General features: G+C 67.0%; 26 protein-coding genes. 15 read left to right on the forward strand and 11 right to left on the reverse strand.

Features of this window, described 5'->3' with window-relative positions:
- Positions 1-119: 119 nt before the first annotated feature.
- Positions 120-476 carry an SHOCT domain-containing protein gene (locus ACFEMD_RS02495; protein ID WP_394739303.1) on the reverse strand — a complete coding sequence of 119 codons (357 nt, stop codon included), beginning with the start codon at positions 474-476 and terminating at the stop codon, positions 120-122.
- Positions 477-1,326: 850 nt separating this feature from the next.
- On the opposite strand from ACFEMD_RS02495, the gene ACFEMD_RS02500 reads away from it, so the two are divergent.
- Together ACFEMD_RS02500 and ACFEMD_RS02505 are read left to right on the forward strand one after the other, a co-directional pair.
- Positions 1,327-2,136 carry a M14 family metallopeptidase gene (locus ACFEMD_RS02500; RefSeq protein WP_394739304.1) on the forward strand — a complete coding sequence of 270 codons (810 nt, stop codon included), beginning with the start codon at positions 1,327-1,329 and terminating at the stop codon, positions 2,134-2,136.
- Positions 2,133-2,444, forward strand: coding sequence for a hypothetical protein (locus ACFEMD_RS02505; protein WP_394739305.1), 312 nt, complete (start codon positions 2,133-2,135; stop codon positions 2,442-2,444). Before ACFEMD_RS02500 ends, ACFEMD_RS02505 begins: the two co-directional genes overlap by 4 nt.
- Positions 2,445-2,510: 66 nt before the next feature.
- Here ACFEMD_RS02505 and ACFEMD_RS02510 read toward each other — a convergent pair whose 3' ends face one another.
- Both ACFEMD_RS02510 and ACFEMD_RS02515 read right to left on the reverse strand, forming a co-directional pair.
- Complete coding sequence (locus ACFEMD_RS02510; protein WP_394739306.1) at positions 2,511-3,434, reverse strand: CBS domain-containing protein; 924 nt, start codon at positions 3,432-3,434, stop codon at positions 2,511-2,513.
- A gap of 201 nt (positions 3,435-3,635) precedes the next feature.
- The gene (locus ACFEMD_RS02515; protein WP_394739307.1) at positions 3,636-4,229 is read right to left on the reverse strand and encodes a universal stress protein; all 594 of its coding nucleotides are present in this window, start codon (positions 4,227-4,229) and stop codon (positions 3,636-3,638) included.
- 108 nt (positions 4,230-4,337) lie between these two features.
- Between ACFEMD_RS02515 and ACFEMD_RS02520 the strand changes: the two genes are divergently transcribed.
- On the forward strand, positions 4,338-5,444 hold the full coding sequence (locus ACFEMD_RS02520) for an asparaginase (protein WP_394739308.1): 1,107 nt from the start codon (positions 4,338-4,340) through the stop codon (positions 5,442-5,444).
- Between the two features lie 75 nt (positions 5,445-5,519).
- Here ACFEMD_RS02520 and ACFEMD_RS02525 read toward each other — a convergent pair whose 3' ends face one another.
- From ACFEMD_RS02525 to ACFEMD_RS02540, 4 genes are all read right to left on the reverse strand, one after another.
- Complete coding sequence (locus ACFEMD_RS02525) at positions 5,520-5,768, reverse strand: hypothetical protein (protein ID WP_394739309.1); 249 nt, start codon at positions 5,766-5,768, stop codon at positions 5,520-5,522.
- A gap of 170 nt (positions 5,769-5,938) precedes the next feature.
- On the reverse strand, positions 5,939-6,589 hold the full coding sequence (locus ACFEMD_RS02530; RefSeq protein ID WP_394739310.1) for a helix-turn-helix domain-containing protein: 651 nt from the start codon (positions 6,587-6,589) through the stop codon (positions 5,939-5,941).
- A 106-nt stretch (positions 6,590-6,695) separates the two neighbouring features.
- The gene (locus ACFEMD_RS02535; protein WP_394739311.1) at positions 6,696-7,706 is read right to left on the reverse strand and encodes a phosphatase PAP2 family protein; all 1,011 of its coding nucleotides are present in this window, start codon (positions 7,704-7,706) and stop codon (positions 6,696-6,698) included.
- A gap of 61 nt (positions 7,707-7,767) precedes the next feature.
- Complete coding sequence (locus ACFEMD_RS02540; protein ID WP_394739313.1) at positions 7,768-7,902, reverse strand: transporter; 135 nt, start codon at positions 7,900-7,902, stop codon at positions 7,768-7,770.
- A gap of 184 nt (positions 7,903-8,086) precedes the next feature.
- Between ACFEMD_RS02540 and ACFEMD_RS02545 the strand changes: the two genes are divergently transcribed.
- The 5 genes from ACFEMD_RS02545 to ACFEMD_RS02565 all read left to right on the forward strand — a co-directional run bounded on the left by ACFEMD_RS02545 (position 8,087) and on the right by ACFEMD_RS02565 (position 12,211).
- A complete protein-coding gene (locus ACFEMD_RS02545) occupies positions 8,087-9,946 on the forward strand; it encodes an aldehyde ferredoxin oxidoreductase family protein (protein ID WP_394739315.1) in 1,860 nt (619 codons plus the stop codon).
- Entirely contained in the window at positions 9,946-10,227 is a 282-nt protein-coding gene (locus tag ACFEMD_RS02550) for a ubiquitin-like small modifier protein 1 (RefSeq protein ID WP_394739316.1), read from the forward strand. Before ACFEMD_RS02545 ends, ACFEMD_RS02550 begins: the two co-directional genes overlap by 1 nt.
- An 83-nt stretch (positions 10,228-10,310) precedes the next feature.
- The gene (locus ACFEMD_RS02555) at positions 10,311-11,537 is read left to right on the forward strand and encodes an iron-containing alcohol dehydrogenase (protein ID WP_394739317.1); all 1,227 of its coding nucleotides are present in this window, start codon (positions 10,311-10,313) and stop codon (positions 11,535-11,537) included.
- 174 nt (positions 11,538-11,711) lie between these two features.
- Positions 11,712-11,858 carry a C2H2-type zinc finger protein gene (locus tag ACFEMD_RS02560; RefSeq protein ID WP_278293140.1) on the forward strand — a complete coding sequence of 49 codons (147 nt, stop codon included), beginning with the start codon at positions 11,712-11,714 and terminating at the stop codon, positions 11,856-11,858.
- Positions 11,859-11,944: 86 nt separating this feature from the next.
- Positions 11,945-12,211: a hypothetical protein gene (locus ACFEMD_RS02565; protein WP_394739318.1), complete on the forward strand. Its 267-nt coding sequence runs from the start codon at positions 11,945-11,947 to the stop codon at positions 12,209-12,211.
- A gap of 72 nt (positions 12,212-12,283) precedes the next feature.
- Here the strand turns inward: ACFEMD_RS02565 and ACFEMD_RS02570 are convergent, their stop codons facing one another.
- Genes ACFEMD_RS02570 through ACFEMD_RS02580 form a run of 3 tightly spaced genes read right to left on the reverse strand, consistent with a single transcriptional unit; the run spans position 12,284 to position 14,354 of the window.
- Positions 12,284-12,460: an SHOCT domain-containing protein gene (locus ACFEMD_RS02570; protein ID WP_394739319.1), complete on the reverse strand. Its 177-nt coding sequence runs from the start codon at positions 12,458-12,460 to the stop codon at positions 12,284-12,286.
- Between the two features lie 57 nt (positions 12,461-12,517).
- On the reverse strand, positions 12,518-12,667 hold the full coding sequence (locus tag ACFEMD_RS02575) for a hypothetical protein (RefSeq protein WP_394739320.1): 150 nt from the start codon (positions 12,665-12,667) through the stop codon (positions 12,518-12,520).
- A gap of 31 nt (positions 12,668-12,698) precedes the next feature.
- A complete protein-coding gene (locus tag ACFEMD_RS02580) occupies positions 12,699-14,354 on the reverse strand; it encodes a hydroxysqualene dehydroxylase (protein WP_394739321.1) in 1,656 nt (551 codons plus the stop codon).
- 126 nt (positions 14,355-14,480) lie between these two features.
- Between ACFEMD_RS02580 and ACFEMD_RS02585 the strand changes: the two genes are divergently transcribed.
- Positions 14,481-15,572, forward strand: coding sequence for a glycerol dehydrogenase (locus ACFEMD_RS02585; RefSeq protein WP_394739323.1), 1,092 nt, complete (start codon positions 14,481-14,483; stop codon positions 15,570-15,572).
- 27 nt (positions 15,573-15,599) lie between these two features.
- Here ACFEMD_RS02585 and ACFEMD_RS02590 read toward each other — a convergent pair whose 3' ends face one another.
- A complete protein-coding gene (locus ACFEMD_RS02590) occupies positions 15,600-16,277 on the reverse strand; it encodes a nucleoside/nucleotide kinase family protein (RefSeq protein WP_394739324.1) in 678 nt (225 codons plus the stop codon).
- A 113-nt stretch (positions 16,278-16,390) separates the two neighbouring features.
- Here ACFEMD_RS02590 and ACFEMD_RS02595 point away from each other — a divergent pair, with 113 nt between their 5' ends.
- The 6 genes from ACFEMD_RS02595 (at position 16,391) to ACFEMD_RS02620 (ending at position 22,428) form a co-directional block, all read left to right on the forward strand.
- Positions 16,391-17,323, forward strand: coding sequence for a hypothetical protein (locus ACFEMD_RS02595; protein ID WP_394739325.1), 933 nt, complete (start codon positions 16,391-16,393; stop codon positions 17,321-17,323).
- On the forward strand, positions 17,316-18,173 hold the full coding sequence (locus ACFEMD_RS02600) for a hypothetical protein (RefSeq protein ID WP_394739326.1): 858 nt from the start codon (positions 17,316-17,318) through the stop codon (positions 18,171-18,173). The genes ACFEMD_RS02595 and ACFEMD_RS02600 overlap by 8 nt, the downstream gene beginning before the upstream one ends.
- A 69-nt stretch (positions 18,174-18,242) precedes the next feature.
- Positions 18,243-19,412: a glycosyltransferase family 2 protein gene (locus ACFEMD_RS02605; protein WP_394739327.1), complete on the forward strand. Its 1,170-nt coding sequence runs from the start codon at positions 18,243-18,245 to the stop codon at positions 19,410-19,412.
- 131 nt (positions 19,413-19,543) lie between these two features.
- Entirely contained in the window at positions 19,544-20,146 is a 603-nt protein-coding gene (hpt, locus tag ACFEMD_RS02610) for a hypoxanthine/guanine phosphoribosyltransferase (protein ID WP_394739328.1), read from the forward strand.
- A 77-nt stretch (positions 20,147-20,223) separates the two neighbouring features.
- Positions 20,224-21,621 carry a uracil-xanthine permease family protein gene (locus tag ACFEMD_RS02615; protein ID WP_394739329.1) on the forward strand — a complete coding sequence of 466 codons (1,398 nt, stop codon included), beginning with the start codon at positions 20,224-20,226 and terminating at the stop codon, positions 21,619-21,621.
- Positions 21,622-21,723: 102 nt separating this feature from the next.
- Positions 21,724-22,428, forward strand: coding sequence for a DUF2270 domain-containing protein (locus ACFEMD_RS02620; protein ID WP_394739330.1), 705 nt, complete (start codon positions 21,724-21,726; stop codon positions 22,426-22,428).
- Positions 22,429-22,444: the final 16 nt, after the last annotated feature.

Raw genomic sequence — 22,444 nt, forward strand, 5'->3', positions numbered from 1 at the left:
ACACACGGACCTCGTCTGTCGACGGTAACATGAGCACACAAACGGGAAGCAGAATAATACCAGCTGAGCTCGAGGGCGGGACTCAGCACAGGTACACGCTGATGCTGTACTCGTGAGAGCTACTCCGTGCGCTCGAGGCGTTTCCGACGCTCTTCGAACTCTTCGTCCGAAATTTCACCTCGAGCGTAGGCAATCCGCAACTCCTCGAGCGCCGGATCGGACCGTCGAGCGGCAGGTCGCCGAAGGAGACGGTACAGCAAGTACCCGACTACGAGAACGGTAGCCACCGGAACGATCGCCATGAGAAGCCACATCCACGCCGCCCCGGTTCCGTTCCACGCGCCGCCGTTCCACATGTGACCCCAACCCCACAACCCCATTACCGGCATCGCCAGAATCATCATAACAAGCGGTAGCAACAGGATCACGGCGACGAGTATCAGAGCCGTCCGAACTAGAGAATCGTCGGTTGACATACCCGGAGTTACGCTGGTCGAAGTACTCTATCTAACCCCTGAGTCCCACGCAATGAGAAATGCAGATCGGGAGAACGTTCCACTCTCGAAAGACGATCGTTTGTACGGAGCCGTTTAGTTAGCGGGGTTTGAGAAGCGATCAAGTCCTCGAGCTAGTTTGGAACGATGCTCGCAGACCTGTCCGGCGAGTGCCACGCGCCGGAATTTGATGAAGCGTGGGAGCGTGAGCGGACGGCGAACACCCTGATCGGCGTCGCCGTCCAACTCCGCTCGACCGGTTGTTCGATTCGAGATACAAACTGTTCTGAGCCCTGTGCGACCATAAGACACTGATCTGACGGTAATCCCCCAGTTGACTGACCCTCATCGATCGACTACCCTAGAGGGGCGCCGGTCCGCGATCGCAGGTCGGCCCGGTCGCACCCCCGTTCAGCGAGCGCATCGAGTACCCCGACCCGATGGGTCGAACTGGCGATAAATTCGATCTCCTCGATCGGCGACCCCATTGCAGTCGATGGGACGGATCCCGTATTACGTCTTTGGGGGGTGGCGAGCAGTCCGGTGAGGGACCGAGGTTACCACGCTCGCGAGAAAGAACCGATCGGCACCCATCGCTCGCTCGAGACACTCGTCGCCGTCTCCACCGTTCTGATCGTGGTAGCCTGAACCGACGCGACCGCCGACGAGAGGCGGCTGACGGCCGCGCCGGTACGACACCCGGTAGTATTCGAGTGTGCGCTCCCCCCGTTTGCGCGTCGAGATCACCGAAATACGGGGGTAGCCGTACCCGCCGTTTCGTATCGGCCAGCCGACGCACGATTTATCTTCACACGCTCGAGAAGGAATACACATGAAGCGACGCACGGTGCTCGGCGCCGGGGCCGCGACCGCCGGCCTAGTCGCGGGCGCGAGCGTCCTCCGCTCGAGGGGCGAGTCGCCGGGACCGGGCGAGCCGCCCTCCTCCCACTCGTCAATGGACCTCGAGACGCGCCCGATCATGGAGGGAACCGACCGCGAGACGCCGCTGTTCGAACTCGAGGCCCCGGAGTCGGGTCCGACGGCGATCGTCTTCGGCGGGATCCACGGTGGCGAGACGAACGGCTACCGGGCTGCCGAGGAGGTTATCGGCTGGGGCGTCGAGCAGGGAACAGTAGTCGTGATCCCCTGGGCCGAGATCGTCGCCGTCGAACGAAACACCCGCGACGGCCCGGAGGGGGATCTGAACCGGAAGTTCCCCGCCGGCGAGGAGCCGACGACCGAACTCGCGCGGGCGCTGTGGGCGGAGGTCGAACGCTACGATCCCGACGTCGTGCTCGACCTGCATCGCTCTCGAGGGATCTACAACACTCACGATCGGTGGGTCGGCCAGGCGATCTTTCCGACGGGAGCGGGCGACGCCCCCGCCGACGCCAGGGCGGTGATCGAGCACATGAACGACGAGCACGTCCCGCGGCTCATGCTCCCCCACCGGTTCACGATGGGGAACACACAGACCGGCTCGAACCCGCTGTTGATCCACAAAGTTGGCGGCGACCTCGAGCGACCCGGCTTCCTCGTCGAGCTCACGGATTTCATGCTCGACCCGGCGACCCAGGTGCGCTGGACGACCGAGATTACGGAACGGCTGCTCGAGCGCTACGGCCTCGAGCGGATCGCATGAACGAGTATCGCGAGTTCGCGGTTCAGGTCCTGTTCGGACCGGCGACGGTCGTCGCGTTCTGCCTGCTGTTCGTCCCCGTGACCCTCGGCGTCCTCGACACCCGGCTGATGACGCCGTTCGCGGCGCCGGGATACGCGGTCTTGCTCGCGATGACCGTCGTCGGGAGCTACGTGCTCCCGCAGTACGGCCTCTGGATCTACTGGATCCCCTTCACCGTCGTCTGCTACGGGATCGCGACGGTCGTCGGTGGACTCTACTACGGGATCGGTAGGGTTCGGGACTCGAGGGGATCCGCGTCCGCGCCCTGAACGCCGAAACGAATCGATCGTTTTCGACGTATCGTCGGTTTCGGGGGATCATCGAATCCGTGACCACTAAGCGATCGCTTCGACCTCGACGGTCGCCGTTTCGGGCTCGTCGTCGACCAGCACCGTCGCCTCTCCCTCGAGAACACGCTCGCCGTCCGAATCGAGGACGTCGGTCGTCAGTTCGAACTTCCGATCGCCGATCTCGCCGACGATCTCACAGACCGCCGTAACGCGCTCGCCGAGGTCGACCGGCGCCAGAAACGCCAGATCCTGGGAGACGTAGATGGTGACCCCGGGAAGCCTGGCGAGGGCGGCGCTGATGAGCCCGCTCACGAGCGTCCCGTGAACGATTCGCCGGCCGAACCGCGTCTCGCCCGCGTAGCGCTCGTCGAGGTGAAGCCGGTTGGTGTCGCCCGACGCCGTCGCGAACGACCGCACGTCCGCCTCGGAGACGGTCTTCGAGAACTCCGCCCGGTCGCCCACGCTCAGGCCGTCGGCGGAGACCGTCGAGCACTCGAACATCCAGTCGGCGAGTTCGTACTCGGTCTCCTGTCTGGCGCGGTACTGGGGCCTCGACTCGGGATCGGTGGCGAGCGTCCGACGGTGGAAGACCTGCGGGGCGTACCGGATCACGTCGTCGGTGCTCACCAGGCCGACGAGACGGGCGTCCTCGACGACGACCAGTCGAGCAACTCCGTGATCGTGCATGGTCTCGAGAGCGTCCTCGAGCTCGGCGGCCGGCTCGGTCGTCGCGACCGGCACGGACATGACGTCCGCCAGCAGCTTTTTGCGCGGGGACTCGCTCCAGTCGAGCGCACGGATAAGATCGGTACCAGTTGCGATGCCGACGACCTCGTCGTCTTCGAGGACTACTATCGAATTGATCTCCTCCTCGAGAAGGGTTCCCGCGGTGTCGGCGACAGTCTCGCTCGGCGTCGCCGTGACTACCGGCGTGCTCATGACGTCTGCGACGCGGATCGGATACGACATGGGTCGGCACGTACGCTGCCGTCGATCATAGTATGACAGTCCGATCTTCCCACGTCGCGGACTCGCGGTACGGCCCAGTGTAAACTATTCGCTCCCGGTAAACGGGCTTTTGTTCGTTTTCCGGACGATCGAAACGAAGAACGTACGATACGAGTGGTACGCGGACACGTCTCCGACGGGAGTTTGTCCCCGATTCGACGGCTACGACCGGCTGGATTCCCGAACCGAGATCACGGGTCGATCCACCGATCGCAGGATTTCCTGGGAGACGCTGCCGAACAGCGTCTGCCGGGCGGGAGAGCGATCGCGGCCGCCGACCACGACGAAGTCGGGATCGATGTCCTCGATCGCGGCGAGAACCTGCTCGGTCGGTTCGCCGACGTCGCCGCGGATCTCGTAGTCGATGCCGTCCTCCTCGAGGGCCGCTGTGAACTCCCGAATCAGCTCCTTTCGCTCGAGAACCCCCTCGATCCCCTCCGCGGACGGCGACTCGGTCCCTTCCGTGGCGTCCTTGCTCTCGGACCGCTCAAGTATCCAGTCGGGAACGTCGCCCTCGATCCCCGGTTGGGTCGCCGGTTCCGTCCGCGACCACCGTTGTACCCACTCGCGGGGCTCCTCGTCGTTCGCCGCTTCGGTCTGTGAAACCGCCTGTCGGTACGTCTCCTCGGTGAGGACGTGAACGAGCACGACCGTCGCGTCCACCGGGGCGGCGACGTCGATCACGGCGCTGGCGATCTCGTCGGCGCGTCCCCGATCCTCCTCGCCGACGGTTACCAGGATCGTGTCTACGCTCATGCGGGTTTCTTCGACCTCAAGGGAAATAGTGCTATCACCCGGCTCGAGCCATCTCCTATTTTGCAGCGAGGCACACCCTTATTTTGGCACCTGCTCGCACAGTACACGATGTCCCAGTACGACGCCGACAGACGTTCGTTCATGCAACTGGCGGGAATCGCCGGCGGAGCCACCCTTACGAGCAACGCCACCGCAGCTACCGACGAGATGGAGGGATCGAACGAATCCGACGAACGCGGGGAGTATGACGGCACGGTGGTCCAGGTACTGAGCATGGGCGGCACGATCGCGAGCACGCCGGGCGACGGCGGCGCCTCGCCGTCCGAGAGCGGCGAGGCGCTGATCGAGTCGGTGCCGGAGCTCGAAGAGTACGCCGACGAGATCCTGGTCGACCAGGTCACCCAGCTCGGGAGCTTCAACCTCGAGCAGGAACACGTCGCCGAACTCGGCGAGAAGGCACGGCAGGTCGAGGACGTCGCCGACGGGATCGTCGTCACCCACGGCACCGACACGATGGAGGAGTCGGCCTACCACCTCGATCTGGCCCTCGATCTGGACCTCCCGATCGTCTTCACCGGCGCCCAGCGCCGCCCCGACGAGGTCAGTACCGACGGCCCCGCGAACCTCGTCACGTCGTTTCGCGCCGCGACTCACGACGAGATCCGAAGCGGCGTCTACATCGCGTTCAACGAGGAGCTCCACGCGGCCCGCGACGTGACGAAAGGCCACACCCGAAAGCTCGAGACGTTCGAGTCGCCGGACAAGGGCCCGGTCGCGCAGTTCACCCGTGACGACGTGCGGCTGTACCGGGAGCCGGGGAGCGACACCGAGTCGATCGACGCGCTGCGGGCGGAGAAGACCGTCCCGATCGTCGCCTCCGGTCAGGGGATGAGCGACCGACAGCTTCGGTTCGCGATCGAGGAGGACGCCGACGGGATCGTCCTCGACGGGTTCGGCCTCGGGAACACGAGCGAGACGCTGAGCGACGCCGTTCGCGACGCGATCGAGAGCGGAATTCCCGTCGTCGTGACGTCGCGGTCCCACGCCGGGTCGCTCGCCGCGATCTACGGCAACGGCGGCGGCGAGACGCTTCGGGATCACGGCGCCATCAGCGGCGACGATCTGCCGGCACACAAGGCGCGGATCAAGCTGCTGCTGGCGCTCGAGGCCCGCGACGGTGTGGATAGCGTTCGGGAGTGCTTCGGCTCCTGGTAACGGCCGGATCCGAACGACGCAAGAACGAGCGGACGCGGGTCAGTCGACGTCTCCTCGATCGAACGCGTAGCGGGCTTACTCGAGCGCCTCGAGAAACTCGTCGAGCGTGTCGGTGAGTTCGTCGACCTCCCTCCCGTCCTCCTCGGTGGAGTAGCGAACGATGTAGACGTCGTTCTCGTTGGCGTCGTGCGTCCCGTCGACCTCCTCGACGCCCTTCCAGATCCCCGTTACTTCGACTTCGCCGTGTCGCTCGTGCTCGTAGGTCTCCTCCCGTTCGACCACCTGCTCGCCATCCGATCCCGGCTGCTCGTCGGACTCACCCATTGGCTTGCTTGCGGTCGTCGGTGTCCCCCTCGAGCAGTTCCCCTTCCCTGGCCGCGGTGTCGACTCCGTCGAATCGGATCGACACCTGGCGCTCGTTTCGCATCATAGTACTCCGTTCGAACGGGACGATGGTGAGTCTGACTTTTACTCTCGTAACGCATTTATAAGAGTTAGTCCGAGCGTCGAATCAATGTACTCGCGATTAACCGTCTGGTTCCGCGCTGGAGCCGAGAGGCGAGCGCCTGCCGGGAGATCTCGAGTTCGTCGGCGACCTCCCTCTGGGTAACCTCGCGCGGGGAGTCGTAGAACCCGCGGGCGTATGCCAGCGTCAGCGCTTCCCGCTGGGCTTCGGTGAGGTCGTACTCCTGGCCCGACTCGAGCGGCGAGAGCGCGTGGAGCTGGGTCAGCTCCACCGGGATGTCGTGGCGCTTGCAGTAGGACTGAAACGCCGAGACGTCCCGCTGTTCGGTTCCGCGGACCTCGAAGGTCCATTTCCCCTCCTTGCCGACGGCCGAGACGAGCGCCACGTCGGTCTCGAGGATCGCGGTGAGGACGCTCTCGTATTCGAAGTCCCAGTCGATGCGGACGAACACCGCGCCGTCGACGTCATCGACGATCCGGAGGTCGTCGATCCCCGGGTGGTCGATCCCCTCCAGATCGATCTCCGACGACCCTTCTTCCTGCAGCCAAAAGTACGGGATCAATACGTCGTTCGTCGGAACGACGCGATCCAGCTCGATCCTCGCCGCCGGAAACTTCGAGAACACCTCGGCGAGCGGGAACTCACCCTCCGTCGCGGTAAACGAGGCTTCGATCGCCATAGCGAAACTCGTCGCGAGCGGGGAAAGCTCTACCGCAGACGTCGCGGCTCGTTGCCGGCGACAGACCACCGGAGGGAGTCACTCGAGCGCTCCGACCGGAGCGTAGTCAGTCGCCGGCCTCCCGTTCCGGGGTCGGCTCCTCCCCGACGGCGTCCGGATCGACGGTGCGGCCGCTGAACGGCAACGCTCGCTGTAGTCTCCGGACTGCCCTCGAGTCGTCGAGTTCGGCCGCGACGTACGGTGCAGCGATCGCACCGCCGAAGGCGACCGCAAACCCGACCGTCTCGAGGATCGCGAGCAGGCTCACCGTCAGCGTTCCGGCGATCACGAACCCGCCCTCGACGGCGATCAGCGCGTTGAGCAGCCTGACGACCGCCAACAGCGGGAGCACGAGCAGCCCCAGCAGGAGGAGTGAGGCCCCCAGCGGGTCGGCGTCCCGGTTCTCGAGAGCCGACCACGTCAGGAGCCCGCCCAGCGACGCGCCGATCGCCATCGTCGTGTACTCCTCGGAGCCGAGCGCGAACGCGGCGACCGCGATCGCAAGCGAGAGCGCGAACATCGGCGTGACCGACCGATTCGTGATCCGGAGGGCGACGGCGACGAGTCCGAGTCCCAACAGCGCGCCGAGGATCACGTCGCCGAGGTAGTGGACCCCGAGGACGACCCGCGAGAACGGGATCGCGACGATCAGCGCGGCCGCAACCGCGTAGCGCTGCCAGCGTTTTCCGACGTTCATCACGACGGCCAGCGCGCCGTAGACCGACGCGGCGCCCATCGCGTGGGCGCTGGGCGTGCTCCAGCCCGGGTACGTCTCCGGGGCGAACGCCAGCGGTGGGTCGGCCGCGTACAGCGGTCGCTGCACCTCGAGGATCCCTTTGAGTCCCGCGACGAGCGCGAGGGTCGTCACGGCGATCGCGAGCACCATCGCCCGATCGTGGCGGTCCTCCGCCGCGCCGAACCAGTACAGCAGGGCCGCGACGGCCACGAGGGTCGCGCCGTCGCCGAGGGCGGTTAGGACGCCGAACGCGTCGACCGCGATCGGTGGCAGCGCCTCGTTGACCGCTCTGTTCACCTCCGGGCCGAAGAAGAACGTGGGCAGGTCTCGCCCCTCGCTCATCGTCCGTATCGTTTCGAGGACGACTTACTTGACTCCGGGGCCGGCTCGCCTCGCGAACACGTTAGTTCTCGGTGAACCGTCTGAGTCCGACGCCGGCGAGCGTCAGAAGGGCGCCGAGGACGATTCCGAGTGGCGGCGGTAGCGGGACGACCCTCGCGAGACCTACGAGGATAACGATGGTCGAAAGTCGAGTCACGGGGAACGTATCGCGGCTATCCGGAAAAAGCCACTGCGCGCGTGAGCGAAGGGACATCGTGTGTGTCGAACGAGAGTATCGTTCACGGACCCTCTCGATGCACCGACGACCGTCGATGTCCAATCGACACGCAGGAACACTGCCGATGAATTAAGGGGCTCTCCGCTGTACGGTGTTCATATCAATGTCCGAGACGCTCCCCTCGGTGTACGGCGGCGAGATCCTCCACGTCGACCTCGAGACCGGCGATACCGAGATCGAATCGATCGACCCTCAGGACGCCCGGCGATTCCTCGGCGGGAACGGGTTCGTCGCCAAGCAGGTCGCCGAACACGTTCCCGTCGACGCGGATCCGTTCGATCCGGAGAACGTGCTGGCGCTTGCGGTCGGGCCGATGAACGCAACCCCGTTCCAGTCGACGTCGCGCGGCGTCGTCGGCTTCGTGAGCCCGATGACGAACGGCTTTTTCGATTCGACCTTCGGCGGCACGTTACCGCAGGCGCTGAAGACGACCGGGTTCGACGGCGTCGTGCTCCACGGCGCCGCCGAGGAACACTCGTACGTCGTCGTCGACGAGGACGGCGCCGAGGTGAAATCGGCCGACGGCCTCGAGGGAACCGAGACCTACGAGACGTGCCAGGAGGTTCGCGACCGCGAGGGCGTCGGCTACGACACGCACGTCCTCGCGAACGGGCCGGCGGGCGAGAACCAGGTCCGGTACGCCTGTTTAGTCCACGAATCGGAGATTCGCGAGGGCGTCGCCGGCCGCGGCGGCGCGGGCGCGGTGCTCGGCTCGAAGAACGTGAAGGCCATCGCGGTCCAGGGCGGCGACTTCCAGCCGGAGCCCGCCGGCGACCTCCAGGGGCGGGCGGTCCAGCAGATGGGGCGGCTGATGGAGGAGACCGAGATGCTCCAGGAGTACGGCACTTCGGGGCTGGTTAACCCGATCAACGAGATGGGCAAACTCGGCCACCGGAACATGCAGACCGAGCAGGCCGACGCCGACGACGCCGAGGCGGTAAGCGGCGAGACCCTGTACGAGGAGTACGTCACCGAGGACACCACCTGCGCGAACTGCGCGGTCAAGTGCGGCAAGCACGTCTCGGTCGAATCCGAGGGGATCACCGAGGGGAAGATCCCGGAGTTCGAGTCGCTGTTCGGGACGGCGACACTCCAGGAGGTCTACGACCCAGAGCGCGTCATCAAGGCCAACGACCTCTGTGACCGACTCGGCATGGACACGATCTCGTGGGGCGTCACGGTCGCGTTCGCCCGGGAGTGTTACGAGAAGGGTCTGCTCGACGACGACGACTCGCCCCACCTCGAGTTCGGGGACGCCGACGGACTGGTCGAACTCGCCCGGCGAACGGCCGAGCGCGAGGACTTCGGCGACGACCTCGCCGAGGGCTCGTTCCGGCTGGCCGAGTCCCTCGACGACGAGGCCGACCGCTACCTCTACGGCGCCAAGGGTCTCGAGTTCGCGGCCCACTCCGCGCGCGGCCTGAAGGGGATGAGCATCGGCTACGCGACGGCGACGCGCGGAGGCTCTCACCACGACACCCGACCCACCCTCCAGTACGACGGCAACCACGACGACACGACCGAGGGAACCCCCGAGTTCGCCGCCCGAACCCAGCACTTCACCGCGCTGGGCGATTCGCTGACCCAGTGTCGGTTCGTCAGCGAAGCGGGCTGGGGCGCCCGGGTCAACGAGCGCTACGCGGAGGCGATCGGCCTCGCGACCGGCTGGGAGCTCTCGACGGAGGACGTCGAGAGGATCGGCGAGCGGATCTACAACCTCGAGCGCCTGATCAACGTCGCCCGCGGCGTCGCCGACCGCGGGACGGACACGCTCCCCCACCGGACGATGCACGAGCCGATCCCCGACGGCCCCTCCGAGGGGATGTACTGTCCGCCCGAGGAGCTCGAGGGGATGCTCGACGAGTACTACGAGTTCCGCGGCTGGAACGACAACGGCCACCCGACGACCGACACCGTCGAGCGCCTCGACCTGGCCGACGTCGCCGAGCGCGTCGCCGACTGATGGAGCTCGAGCTCCGGTACTTCGCGATGATTCGCGAGGCCGTCGGCGAGCGGACGACGACTCGTGAGTTCGACTCGGGAACGACCGTTCGGGACGTCCTCGCCGCGCTCGAGAACGACCATCCCGACCTCGAGGGGACGCTGCTCGCCGACGACGGGACGATCGCTCGGAGCGTCACGGTGTTACGAAACGGGATCAACGTGACCCACCTCGGACGCGGCGCGACCGAGCTGGCCGACGGCGACACGCTCTCGATCACGCCGCCCGTGACCGGCGGGTGAACGGCGCCGAGCCTCGGTGAGCGATCGCCGTCGCTATCGATAATGGTGAACCTTCTTGAACACGCTTTGCGTTGGCACAACACATGTCCGAGCTCACGCACGGAACGCGTACCGTGGTCTCGCCGGGAAAGACGCTGTTCGGTACCGACGCCAGCGAGCGGATCGGCGAGTACGCCGATCGATACGGGGAGACGGCGCTCGTGGTCGCCTCCGAGATGATCTACGACATCCACGGCGAGCGAATCGTCGAGAACCTCGAGGCGAGCGGCGTCGAGACGGCGCTGTACACCGGCGTCAGACCCGATCCGACGGTCGAGAACGTAGAGAACGCCTTCGAGGTCTGGGAGGACCGAGACTGCGACGTCATCGTCACGCTCGGGGGCGGCTCCTCGATCGACGTCGGCAAATCGGTCGGCATCCTCGCGGCTAACGACGGCGACCTCCGGGAGTTCGGCGTCGACAAGGCGGGCTACGAGGGCGTTCCGAACCCGGCGCCGCCGATTCTCGCGGTCAACACGACGGCGGGAACCGGCAGCGAGACGACCCGCACGGCCGTGCTGACCGACGAGTCCACCGCCACGAAGTTCATCATCGTCTCCGAGAACATCGTTCCCGACGTCGCCATCGAGGACCCCGAGCTGACCCGGTCGCTCCCGAAGAGCCACACCGCGTTCACCGGAATCGACGCCTTCGCCCACGCCATCGAGGCGTTCACCTCGGTCGAGAGCTACCCCATTACGGACGAGTACGCTCGCAGCGCGATGGAGCGCATCGTCGACTCGCTGCCGGCCGCCTGGGCCAACGGCGACGACATCGAGGCCCGCTCGGAGATGATGATCGGGCAGTTCCACGCCGGCAAGGCCTTCGGCAACTCGTCGGTCGCGCTCATCCACGGGATGGCCCGCCCGCTCGGCGCACAGTTGCACATCCCACACGGGCTGGCGAACGGGCTCATCCTCCCCTACGTCGTCGAGTTCAACCAGCTTGCCGCACCCGGGAAGTACGCCGAGGTCGCCCGGATGCTCGGAGTCGCCGACGAAACCGACGCCGACCGCGTGGCCGCTCGTCGGGCCAGCGACGGCGTCGAGCAGCTCTGTGAGGATATCTCGCTCACCGGCTACCTCGACGAGTTCGGCGAGGTTCCAGACCGCGAGGCCTATCTCGAGGTCGTCCCGAGGATGACCCAGGACGCCTTCGACTCGGGCTCGCCGGACAACAACCCCCGGAAGCCGACCCGGGACGAACTCGAGGCGCTCTTCGAGCGGGTGTACGACGACGCGCTCGCGCCCGACAGCCGGCGCCGGTCCTGAGCAGCTCGGTAACTGCTCGGGGAACTGCCCGTAACGCGGCCTCGACGCACCGACGAGTTGCGGACACTCGATTCGGCGCGGGAACCCACTCCATAATCGAACCAGCGACCGAACACCCATCGTGTGCAACGTTCACAATTATTGTGGCGGATGTTGGGACTGACGTGTATGGTAATGGACCCGCGAGACGACGAGAACGTCGAAGAATCGAGCGCGTTCCCCTGTCCGGTCTGCGAGGAGGCCTTCGACTCCCAGCAGAAACTGGCGGAACACGGCGAGAACGAGCACGAAGATACTGATATCGGTTCGAAACAGCCCTGATCGAACGCTGGCGTACGCACGACGCGAATTCGGCGGGTACAATTAAGTAGTACGACGTTGATAAGTATAGTAACGGAGAGTTGACTGTGTCTCTCACTGATAATCCGCGCCCGCCGCTCCCGTCGTGGATCACGGACGCCTACGAGGTGCTGTCGACCCGGATCGTCGGCTCGAGCACCGGCCACGACGGGGTTCCGGCGATCGATCGCGAGCGGGCGGTGACAGTTCTCACTGGCGTCGAGGAGCTCGCGCTCGAGCGGGTCGACGCCGAGCACGCGATCACGCGACTGCTCGAGCGGGGCTACCTCTACGAGGTCGACGGCGAGCTGCGCGTGACCAGCCGCTCCGACTGACCGTCGATGTCGCGACCCGCGTTCGCCCCCGTCCGCAAGGTGTGGCGCTCCAACAGTACCCAGCGATGCGGCTCAGGACCGTTCGTCCTCGCGTCGGATCCGATCCCGGCGCTTCTCGAACTCCTCGTCGGAGAGCTCGCCGCGAGCGTACGCGACTCGCAACACTTCGAGTGCAGGATCCGAGCGACGGCTCGAGGAGTCGACGCGAACGCTGTACGGCAGGTAGCCGACGCCGAGGATCACCGCCACCGGGAACAGCCACAACAGGACTACGAGCTACCCGATTCCTACCGTTCCGTTCCGAATTCACATGTGATCCCCGCCCCACAGCCCGATCATCGGAACGGCCAGCAGCATCAGCAAAACCGACAGCAAGAACAGGACGGCGAGAACGAGCAGCAGGGTTCGGACGACCGTTTCGTCGGCAGCCGTACGGGGACGTTCGACGGCGATCACCAACGTATCGAACGGGCGCTTTCGCGGCCAGTCAGGCTCGACTGCCCAGCCGGCTCGTCACCCGTCGAATCGACTGGGTCACCGCTCCGGGGTGGGGCAGCCCGAGTCGGTACCGGATCCGATCCTGCCGTTTGAACGGCTCGAGGGCCGCGGGCTCCTCGAGTTCCCAGATCCGCGCCGTCTCGCGAGCGCCGTGGCGCCGACAGATCGCGTTCGCGGCCCGGCGCCCGGCCTCGTTGGCCGACTCCATCGACGCGAGGTCGCTGTTGGTCCGGACGTAGTCGCTCGCCAGCGTCAGGTTCGGAACGCCGACGTCCGCGGGCGGCCGGTTTCGCAACGCACCGACCGTGTTGATCAGCAGCGGCGAGCGGTTCTCGACGCCGCCCTCGACGGCCTCGCCGCGGGTCTCCGACGCACCGCCCGTCTCGACGAGCGCGGGATCGAGGAACCAGTCGACCAGCAGGTCGTCGGTGAGCCGCGTCTCGGGGCCGTCGAGGTGTCGTTTGAGCTGCTCCCAGATCTCCGTGGCGATCTCCTCGCGGGAACACCGTCGCGCGGGCTTGTCGTAGACGATTCCGGGCGTGCCCCAGTCGGAGGCGATCACCGAGAGGACGCCCGCGACCTCCTCGGGGCCGCGCTCCTCGAGGTCGTACCCCGTCCAGAACTGCCGCTGGGAGATCGACGTCAGCGCCCAGGGGGCGTCGGCGTACACCTGGTGGCCGCGGGTCAGCTCGACGTCCTCGCGGAGGTAGAACTGAATCCCGTTCATCCAGGCCGTCTCGAGGCGGTCGATCCGTCGGATCTCGGGGGCGACCCGAGCCAGCTCCGGCGTGACGAACTCCGGGGCGACCTCGACGGGAACCGCGAGGACGTACTCGTCGCTTCGGACCCGATTCCCGTCGGCCAGCTCGAGGCCGGCGACCTGCCCCCCGTCGACCTCGAATCCGCGGACCGGCGTCGACGGGTGGAACTCGACGCCGAGGTCCTCGAGGTACGCGACCCAGGGGTCGATCCAGGCCTCGTTGGTCGGCCCGTTCAGGATCCGTTCGGTCGGTCTGCTCGGATCGAGCTGTCCGAACAGCAGCTGCATGTAGATCGTCCCGATCGTTCGGGCGCTGCCGACCTCCGGCCGGAGCGCGACCAGCGACTGGGTGGCGAAGGCGAGCCGATCCTGGAACTCCTGTGAGCGGTTCTCGGCGTCGATGAACTCCCACCAGGAGACGTCGTCGAGCTCCTCCTCGCGGCGCTTCTCGCAGGCGGTCAGCAGGTACGCCAGCCGCTCGAGCAGGAACCGGACGTCCTCGGACGGCAGGTCCTCGGCGAACGCCGGCCGGAGCGCCTCGAGCCACTCGCGGAGTGACTCGGGACTTCCAGTTTCGGCGATTTGGTCGGGGCGGTGGGTGCTGGCGATCAGCGTCGCCTCGGTCTCGACGAGGTTGTCGGCGACGCTGCCCGCCCCGTCCGGGATCCGCTCCATCGTGTCGACGACGTGGCGGTAAAACGCCGGGAAGAAGCGAAACCCGTGCTCGCCGTGCAGTCCGTCGGGGCCGTCGATCGGCATCGAACGGGCCTTCCCGCCGAACCGGTCGTTGGCCTCGTAGACGGTCACGTCGAACCCACGCTCGGCGAGTTCCTGCGCCGCGGTGAGCCCGCCGATCCCGCCGCCGGCTACGGAAACGTCAGTCATCGAGCCGGCTAGGTCGACGATGCACCTAACGGGTAGGCCTAACAGTAGCACTTCCGAGGGCTCGTCCCGAACGTGTCAGCGCCCGAGGGAACGACTATTTGTCCCTCCGTGGTGCGAGATCCTTGCATGATTCGATCGTTCAAATCACCGGCAGCGTACGTACAGGGCCGCGACGCCCTCGACCAGCTCGGCGACCGCCTCGAGTCCACAGCGGCGTCGGCGCTGGTGCTCGCCGACGCCGACGTCCTCGAGATCGTCGGCGACCGGGCCGAGGCGAGCCTCGAGGACAGCGACGTCGAGCCGATACTCGAGGAGTTCGGCGGGGAGGCCTCGGAGGCAGAGATCGACCGCCTCACCGAGATCGCTCGCGAGGCCGACGCTGACGCGGTCGTCGGCGCCGGCGGGGGGAAGGCCCTCGACACGGCGAAGGCCGTCCGGGAGAACGCGGGCGGGGCGATGGTTTCGGTGCCGACGATCGCCTCGACGGACGCGCCGACGTCGGCGCTTTCGGTCATCTACTCCGACGACGGCGAGTTCGAGCGCTACTGGTTCTACGAGGACCATCCCGATCTGGTGCTCGTCGACACGGCGGTGATCGCGGGCGCCCCCGTTCGTTTCTTCAGATCGGGGATCGCGGACGCGATGGCGACCTGGTTCGAGGCCGACGCCGTTCGCCGGGCCGACGGGGAGAACTTCTTCGACGAGGGGCCGACCCGCGCCGCCCACTCGCTCTCGAGACTCTGTTACGATCTCCTGCGCGAACACGGCCGTTCGGCGGTGCAGGCCATCGAGCGGGGGATCGTCACCGAGAGCGTCGAGGCGGTAACCGAGGCGAACACCCTCCTGAGCGGGCTGGGGTTCGAAAACGGCGGGATCGCGGCCGCCCACTCGGTCCACAACGGGCTCACCCAGCTCGAGGATACCCACCACGCGACCCACGGCGAGAAGGTCAACTTCGGGATCGTCACACAGCTCGTCCTCGAGGGGCGGGACGACGCGTTCGTCGACGACGTCCTCGAGTTCTCGATCGAACTCGGACTCCCCGTCACGCTCGGCGAGCTCGGGGTCGACGATCCCGCCGAGGACGACCTCGAGCGGGTCGCGCGAGCGGCGGTCGCCGAGGAGGAGACGATCCACAACGCCTTCGACGCGAGCGTCGACGAGGTTCGGGACGCGATCGTCGCGGCCGACGAGCTGGGCTCTCGACGGCTCTCGTAGTACGGTCGGCTCTTTCGGTCGTAGCGGCTACCGTCCGTCCCGCAGGATCGCTCGCGCGATAGTCGACGGCCGCGCCGTCGCGTCGACGCGGGTGACGCCGTGTCGCCTCGCGTAGCCGCGATATAGCCGGCTCTTTCGGTCGTAGTAGTCGTCGGCGTGGTCCGACCCGTCGGCTCCTCGGTCCCTGGCGGCCGCGGTCCGGGGACCGACCTCGAGACAGTAACAGTCGCCCGTTCGGATCAGAGCGAGCCCCGCTCGAACGAGCCCGCGGGGGACGCCGCGGTACTCGAGCTGGAGCAGGTCGTCGAAGGCGCACCGATCGAGGACGACGTAGTCGACGTCGCGGTACCGGACGACGAGATACGGGATCACGAGCAGGTAGTTCAGCAGGACGAACCAGAGCTTCAGCGTAAACACCAGGGCGACGACGTAGTCGAACGCGGCTCCGAGCGGCGATCGTAGCGTTCCGGGGACGGTCGTTCCCGGCGGTCGGTCGGTCCCGTCGGCACTCGAGTCGCCGTCGAACGCGTCGACGAGCGTCGCGATTCCGCGGGTCGACTCGTCGGGGAGGAAGCCGAGCAGCGAGTCGCTGGGCCAGTGGAGGACGACGACGCTCTCGCCCCGGCTCCGGACCCGGGTCGCGATCCGCGAGGCGACCGTCGACTTCCCCGCGCCGTCGACGGCCGAGAGTTCGATGAGGCGCACGAACTTCCCGACTAGACGGTCGGAACATGAACGATTCGCTTTCGGTCTCGAAAACGCGTCCGTCACCGACCGAAACAGGTTTCCGACACGGGAGACGACCGCACGAGAGATCGATGCGCCTCGCTCGCCCCCTCGAGACCTCCGCCCTCGCCGCGCGGGACCGGTTGAAACGCGTCGGCCACCGGGCACGGCGAGAGCTGCTCGCCCGACTCGTCCCGCGGGATCGACCGGGGACAGCCGTCGTTCGCGAGGACTGGGACACGCTGTTCGTCCTCGACGCCTGCCGGTACGACACCTTCGCCGAACAGAACCATCTGGAGGGGACCCTCTCGAAGCGGCGGTCCAGGGGCGCGACCTCGAGCGAGTTCCTGCGGGAGAACTTCGCCGGTGGGAGCCACCACGACGTCGTCTACGTCTCGGCGAACCCCTACGTCTCGCGGCTTCCCGAGGGGACCTTCCACGATCTGCTCCCCGTCTACGACGAGTGGGACGAGGAGCTCCAGACCGTCACGCCCGCGGTGATGAACGACGCGGTTCGGCGCGCGCACGATCGGTATCCGAACAAGCGGATCGTCGCCCACTACATGCAGCCCCACTACCCGTTCATCGGCGAGCGCGGCCGCGAGCTCGACCACCGGGGGTACGCCCCCGACGGCGACTACGCCGCGATGGAGTCGTACTCGATCTGGGCGCAGCTCCAGTTCGGGCTCGCTTCCGCCTCCCGGTCGGCCGTGATCGAGGCCTACCGTGAGAACCTGCGCGTCGTCCTTACTGCCCTCGAGGACCTCCTGTCGGAGCTCGAGGGCAAACTCGTGCTCACGGCGGACCACGGCAACATGCTCGGCGAGGACCTCGGCCCCCTTCCGGTCCCCGTCTACGGCCACTACGACGGCCTTCACACGCCCGAACTGGTCGAGGTGTCCTGGTTCGAACCTCCCTGGGATCGACGCCGGGAGATCGAGGCCGAACCGCCCGTCGAACGCCGGGACCGCGTCGGCGACGAGACCGTCGCGGAGCGACTGCGAGCGCTGGGCTACCGTGAGTGACCGCACCCGACGATCGGACGGCACGCTGGATCCCGTCGGTCGGCTCCGCCGAACGATCGCCACCCAACCTGCGCTCCGGCGTGCGAGCAAGGACGCCGTCTCGAGGGCCGCAACTCGCGGAGTGCCCGCGGGAGTTTTCCTCGCCGGTCTCCGGGCGACCCGCACCGCCCGAACGCGCCTCCGGCGTGCCGACGTCTTCGACTACTCGTCCCCGCCGGATCCGTTCGCGATTCGGTGGATCGATCCGACCGCAGTCCGTCGGTTCTCCCCACGGGTCCACCCCCCGTGGTGGAACCGTCGGCGCTCGTTCGGCGACGTCCGCGACGGGGACTGGGACGGGCGACCGTACGCCGAGGCGCCCCGTCCCGACGCCTACCCGAAGCGGGGCGAGCGAGCGCTGCTGTACGCCGACCGCGTCGTCGACTCGCCGCTGTACGTTGCGATCCGACGGCGACTCCGTGGCGGCGTCGACTGGACCGACACCGCGTTCGTTCGTGGCGTCGTCGACCGAATCGAGTCGGGGACGCCGGTCTGGCAGGACTGTCGGACGCGAGCCGACGTACTGGAGCGGTGCTCGCGGCTCGACGATCTGGCGGAGACGATCCGCGAGGAGGGGATCAAGACCCAGTGGGAGCTGATCGCCGAGGGGACCGTCGCTCGAGCCGGGATCCTCCACGCGCTGGGCAACGAGATCGTCGTCGACGTCGCCCGGGACGGCGAACCCCTGTTGGTCAGCGGGAAACACCGGTTTTCGATCGCGCGGGCGCTCGGCCTCGAGGCGGTTCCCGTCGCGGTCTGCGTGAGACACGAGGGGTGGATGCGGACGGTAGCCACCGATAACAACGGCTAAGTGTCCCTCGTCGCAACCACGGCTACCGAGACTCGAACCGTGAACGGACTCGTTACCGTCGTTTTCTGGGTGTGCGTTCTGGTTCTGTTGCACACGTTCGTTCTCTACCCGCTGTCGCTGGTTCTCGCGTCGTTCTGGACCGACGACCGCTCCGCCGACGGGAGCGGGCGGACTCCGTCGGTCGCGCTCGCGATCGCAGCCTACAACGAGCGGGAGGTCATCGAGCGGAAACTCGAGAACAGCCTCGCCCTCGAGTACCCCGACGGGAAGCTGCGGATCGTCGTCGTCGACGACGGCTCGACCGACGGCACCGACGCGGTCGTTCGCTCCTACGCCGATCGAGGCGTCGAACTGCTTCGCGTCGAGGGACGGGTCGGCAAGACCGCCTGCCAGAACGAACTCGTCGAGGCCGTCGACGAGGAGATCGTCGTCTTCTCGGACGCCGACAGCATGTACGACCCCGACGCGATCTCCCGGCTGGTCGAGCGCTTCGAGCCGGGCGTCGGCTGCGTCGTCGGCAACCTCAAACACCGCGAGGACGGCCTGGTCGCCGGGGAACACGTCTACTGGCGGTTCGAGCAGCTTCTCAAGCGTCTCGAGGGACGGGTGTCGACGGTCGTCACCGGAACCGGCGCGATCTACGCGGTTCGGCGGTCGTCGTACGACCCGCTGCCGGCCGACGCGATCAGCGACTTCGCGCTCCCGCTGGCGATCCTGGCCGACGACGAGCGCGTGGCGTACGCCCCCGACGCCGTGGCCCGGGAGCGGATGAGCGGCGACGTCGAGGACGAGCTCCGGCGACGGCTCCGTATCGCGACTCGGATCTGGCGGACCGGACTGCGGCGACGCGAGCTGTTCAACCCGATCCGTCGGCCGCTGGTCGCCTATCAGCTACTCTCCCACCGGGGACTGCTGGCGCTGGCGCCGCTTTCGTTCGCGGGGCTGTTCGTCGCGACTCTCATCTCGGTCGCGACGAACGGCGGACCGTTCGCACACGGGCTGCTGGCGTTCACGGGAGGATTCGGACTGCTCGCGGGCGTCGGGGCCGTCGCGCACACGGCCGATCGCCCCCTCCCGCCGGCGCTCGAGGTTCCGTACTACCTGACCCGTTCGGGCGTCGGGATGCTCCGCGGGCTGGCGAACCTCCGCGACGGCGACGGCTACACCACCTGGGAGACGCTCGATCGCCCGGCGGACGGCTCGAGCGGCGCCCGCTCCGAGTCACGGTCGGACGACTGAGGTGGCCCCTTCGCAACCGCATGCCGGCCGTTCGGACGGCGTGATCGCCGGACCCTCCGTCCGACAGTCGGGACGACCGGACCCCCTCCGGAGAACGAACGGCTTTTACTCGGATTGGCCGAACCCACGCCATGGAGCGCCTGCTCGCCTCGCTCGACGACGCACCGATCATCGACAAGGACGGCTACGAGTACCTCGTGCACCCGATCAGCAACGGCGTCCCCCAGCTCGAGCCCGCGCTGCTGCGGGAGGTCGTCGTCGAGGTCATGCGGACCGCCGACCTCGAGGTCGACAAGATCGTCGCTCCCGAGGCAATGGGGATCCACCTCGCGACCGCCGTCTCCCTCCAGACCGACATTCCGCTCGTGGTGATTCGCAAGCGCCCCTACGGGCTCGAGGGGGAGGTGTCGCTCCACCAGGAGACGGGCTACTCGGAGTCGGAGATGTACATCAACGACGTCGCCGAGGGTGACCGTGTGGTGGTCCTCGACGACATGCTCTCGACGGGCGGCACCTTGGCGGCGATCTGTGAATCCCTCGACGGGATCGGCGCCGAGATCGTCGACGTCGTCGTCGTCATGCGGAAGGTCGGCGACTCCGCGCTCGACGACACCCCCTACGAGGCGACCAGCCTCCTCGACATCACCGTCGAGGACGGCAAGGTGATCGTCCACGACGTGCCGGACTCCGTGGATACCGACGTGATCTCCGGACCTATGCACGATAGTGAGTGAACATCGGCAGTAGCTAGCAATATATAATCGCGATTGCGAAATCTTTTGTGCGGCGGTTCGCAACCTGGCGGCCATAGATGTCGACCGAACGGGACGGGGAGATGGACCTCGAGTACGAACTCGACGACAAGCCGCCGCTGCCGAAGTCGGTGCTGCTGGCGATCCAGCACGTCGCGGTGATGATCGTGCCGGCGACGGCCGTGGCGTACGTCGTGGCCGGGGACGTCGGACTCGGCGCCGGAGACACCGCCTACATCGTCCAGATGGTGTTGCTGTTCTCCGGGCTCGCGACCGTCGTCCAGGCGTACACGATCGGTCCGGTGGGTGCGAAGCTCCCGATCGTCATGGGCGCGAGCTTCACGTTTGTGGGGGCGATCGTCTCGATCGGCTCGCAGTTCGGGATGGCCGCGGTGTTCGGCGCGATCCTCGTTACTGGCGTCGTCGTCGAGGGATTCATCGGCTGGCAGTTCGATCGGATCGAACCCTTCTTTCCGCCGTTGGTAACCGGGCTCGTCGTCGCGATCATCGGGCTCTACCTGATCCCCGTCGGGATGGAGTACGCTGCGGGCGGCGTCGGCGAATCCGACTTCGGCGCGGCCCACAACGTCGGGCTCGCCGCCCTCGTGCTGGGCATCGCTATCGGGCTCAACCTGTTTACGCGCGGCGTGACGCGGCTGCTGAGCGTGCTCGCGGCGATCGTCATCGGCTACGTCACCGCCATCGGGCTCCACTTCGGCACCGGCCTCGAGGTCGTTGACTTCTCCCCGATCGGCGACGCGGCGTTGATCGCCGTCCCCGAGCCGACCCGGTTCGGCTTCGAGTTCGAGCCGATCGCGATCGTCACGTTCGCCTTCCTCTTTCTGGTCTCCGCGATGGAGACCGTCGGCGACATGTCCGGCGTCACCGCAGCGGAGGGCCGCTCGCCCGAAAACCGTGAGCTGCGCGGCGGCCTCTTTACCGACGGTGTCGCGAGCTCCCTGGGATCGATCTTCGCCGCGTTTCCGGTGACCTCGTTCTCTCAGAACGTCGGCATCGTCAGCTTCACCGGCGTGATGAGCCGCCACGTCGTCGCGATCGCGGGCGTCGTCCTCGCCGCGCTCGGGCTGAGCCCGGTCGTCGGTGCAGTCGTGACGACGATTCCCAGCGCGGTCTTCGGCGGCGCGGTCGTTCTCATGGCCGGGATGGTCGCCGCCAGCGGCGTCCGCCTGATCGTCCTCCACACGGAGCTCGATCGGCGGAACATGGTCATCGTGGCCACCTCGCTCGGTCTCGGCCTCGGCATCGCCACGACGCCGGAGGCCATCCAGGGGCTCCCGACGGCCGCACAGACGTTCTTCGGCGAGCCTGTCATCCTGACGGCCCTCTCCGCGCTGGTGCTCAACACGTTCGTCCCCGGTCGGCAGAGTCCGCTGTTCGACGAGCCGTCCGCCGGATCGGACGTCGACAGTCCGACGACCGCGCCGACCGACGACTGAGCGACGACTCGTGGCTCGAGCGTCGACCGCGGCCGTCGCTCGAGATCACTTCCCTCACGAACGTTACTTCGTCCTCGCCGACGAAGGCTCTCGTAGAGTAATATGGGAGAGAATGCCAAACAGGATGCGGGCGACGAGGTCGATCTCGGCGACGAGGTCGCAACGGACGTCTCGGAGATGAGTTCCGTCCTCGGCGACGCCTACCGCGGGGAGCTCGACCGGGAGACGACCTGGCGCGAGCGCCTCGACCAGACGACCACGTGGGCGGTGACGGTGATGGCGGCGATCCTGACGTGGGCGTTCTCGAGTCCGGACAACCCCCACTACGTGATCCTCGTCGGCGTGCTGGCGGTGGGGCTGTTCCTGCTGATCGAGGCCCGCCGGTACCGTGACTACGACGTCTATCGGTCCCGGGTCCGACTGTTCCAGGAGAACCTGCTCGCGGACGCGCTCGACCCCTCCCAGGAGTCCGAACACGAGGACTGGCGGAGCGAACTGAGCGACGACTACCGGGATCCGACGATGAAGATCACGATGCTCGAGGCGGTGGCAAACCGGCTCCGGCGCATCTACCTCGCGCTCGTGACGGTTCTCCTGCTCGCCTGGATCTTCCGGATCACCGCCTACATGGGAGAGACCGGAGTCGTCGAAGCCGCATCGGTCGGCTCGCTGCCCGGGATACTCGTCCTGGCGGTCGTCGTGGCGTTCTACGGGACCATCCTGGCGATCGTGCTCTGGCCCCGCGAACGCAAGGCCAAGGGGGAGTTCGGGAATCGGGAGGTCGGCGACTGGAAGGAGACGAACTAACGGGGTCGACGCGCTC

The sequence above is a fragment of the Natronococcus roseus genome, assembly GCF_043677095.1.
GTDB classification, from domain to species: domain Archaea; phylum Halobacteriota; class Halobacteria; order Halobacteriales; family Natrialbaceae; genus Natronococcus; species Natronococcus roseus.

Bases quoted from the DNA above. Each gene is read 5' to 3' on its own strand.
- ACFEMD_RS02520 (WP_394739308.1), top strand. From the start codon at position 4,338: ATGTCCCAGTACGACGCCGACAGACGTTCGTTCATGCAACTGGCGGGA.
- ACFEMD_RS02500 (WP_394739304.1), top strand. From the start codon at position 1,327: ATGAAGCGACGCACGGTGCTCGGCGCCGGGGCCGCGACCGCCGGCCTA.
- ACFEMD_RS02580 (WP_394739321.1), bottom strand. From the start codon at position 14,354: ATGACTGACGTTTCCGTAGCCGGCGGCGGGATCGGCGGGCTCACCGCG.
- ACFEMD_RS02560 (WP_278293140.1), top strand. From the start codon at position 11,712: ATGGACCCGCGAGACGACGAGAACGTCGAAGAATCGAGCGCGTTCCCC.
- ACFEMD_RS02620 (WP_394739330.1), top strand. From the start codon at position 21,724: ATGGGAGAGAATGCCAAACAGGATGCGGGCGACGAGGTCGATCTCGGC.
- hpt (WP_394739328.1), top strand. From the start codon at position 19,544: ATGGAGCGCCTGCTCGCCTCGCTCGACGACGCACCGATCATCGACAAG.
- ACFEMD_RS02555 (WP_394739317.1), top strand. From the start codon at position 10,311: ATGTCCGAGCTCACGCACGGAACGCGTACCGTGGTCTCGCCGGGAAAG.
- ACFEMD_RS02550 (WP_394739316.1), top strand. From the start codon at position 9,946: ATGGAGCTCGAGCTCCGGTACTTCGCGATGATTCGCGAGGCCGTCGGC.
- ACFEMD_RS02515 (WP_394739307.1), bottom strand. From the start codon at position 4,229: ATGAGCGTAGACACGATCCTGGTAACCGTCGGCGAGGAGGATCGGGGA.
- ACFEMD_RS02510 (WP_394739306.1), bottom strand. From the start codon at position 3,434: ATGTCGTATCCGATCCGCGTCGCAGACGTCATGAGCACGCCGGTAGTC.
- ACFEMD_RS02505 (WP_394739305.1), top strand. From the start codon at position 2,133: ATGAACGAGTATCGCGAGTTCGCGGTTCAGGTCCTGTTCGGACCGGCG.
- ACFEMD_RS02545 (WP_394739315.1), top strand. From the start codon at position 8,087: ATGTCCGAGACGCTCCCCTCGGTGTACGGCGGCGAGATCCTCCACGTC.
- ACFEMD_RS02595 (WP_394739325.1), top strand. From the start codon at position 16,391: ATGCGCCTCGCTCGCCCCCTCGAGACCTCCGCCCTCGCCGCGCGGGAC.
- ACFEMD_RS02530 (WP_394739310.1), bottom strand. From the start codon at position 6,589: ATGGCGATCGAAGCCTCGTTTACCGCGACGGAGGGTGAGTTCCCGCTC.
- ACFEMD_RS02615 (WP_394739329.1), top strand. From the start codon at position 20,224: ATGTCGACCGAACGGGACGGGGAGATGGACCTCGAGTACGAACTCGAC.
- ACFEMD_RS02525 (WP_394739309.1), bottom strand. From the start codon at position 5,768: ATGGGTGAGTCCGACGAGCAGCCGGGATCGGATGGCGAGCAGGTGGTC.
- ACFEMD_RS02495 (WP_394739303.1), bottom strand. From the start codon at position 476: ATGTCAACCGACGATTCTCTAGTTCGGACGGCTCTGATACTCGTCGCC.
- ACFEMD_RS02535 (WP_394739311.1), bottom strand. From the start codon at position 7,706: ATGAGCGAGGGGCGAGACCTGCCCACGTTCTTCTTCGGCCCGGAGGTG.
- ACFEMD_RS02585 (WP_394739323.1), top strand. From the start codon at position 14,481: ATGATTCGATCGTTCAAATCACCGGCAGCGTACGTACAGGGCCGCGAC.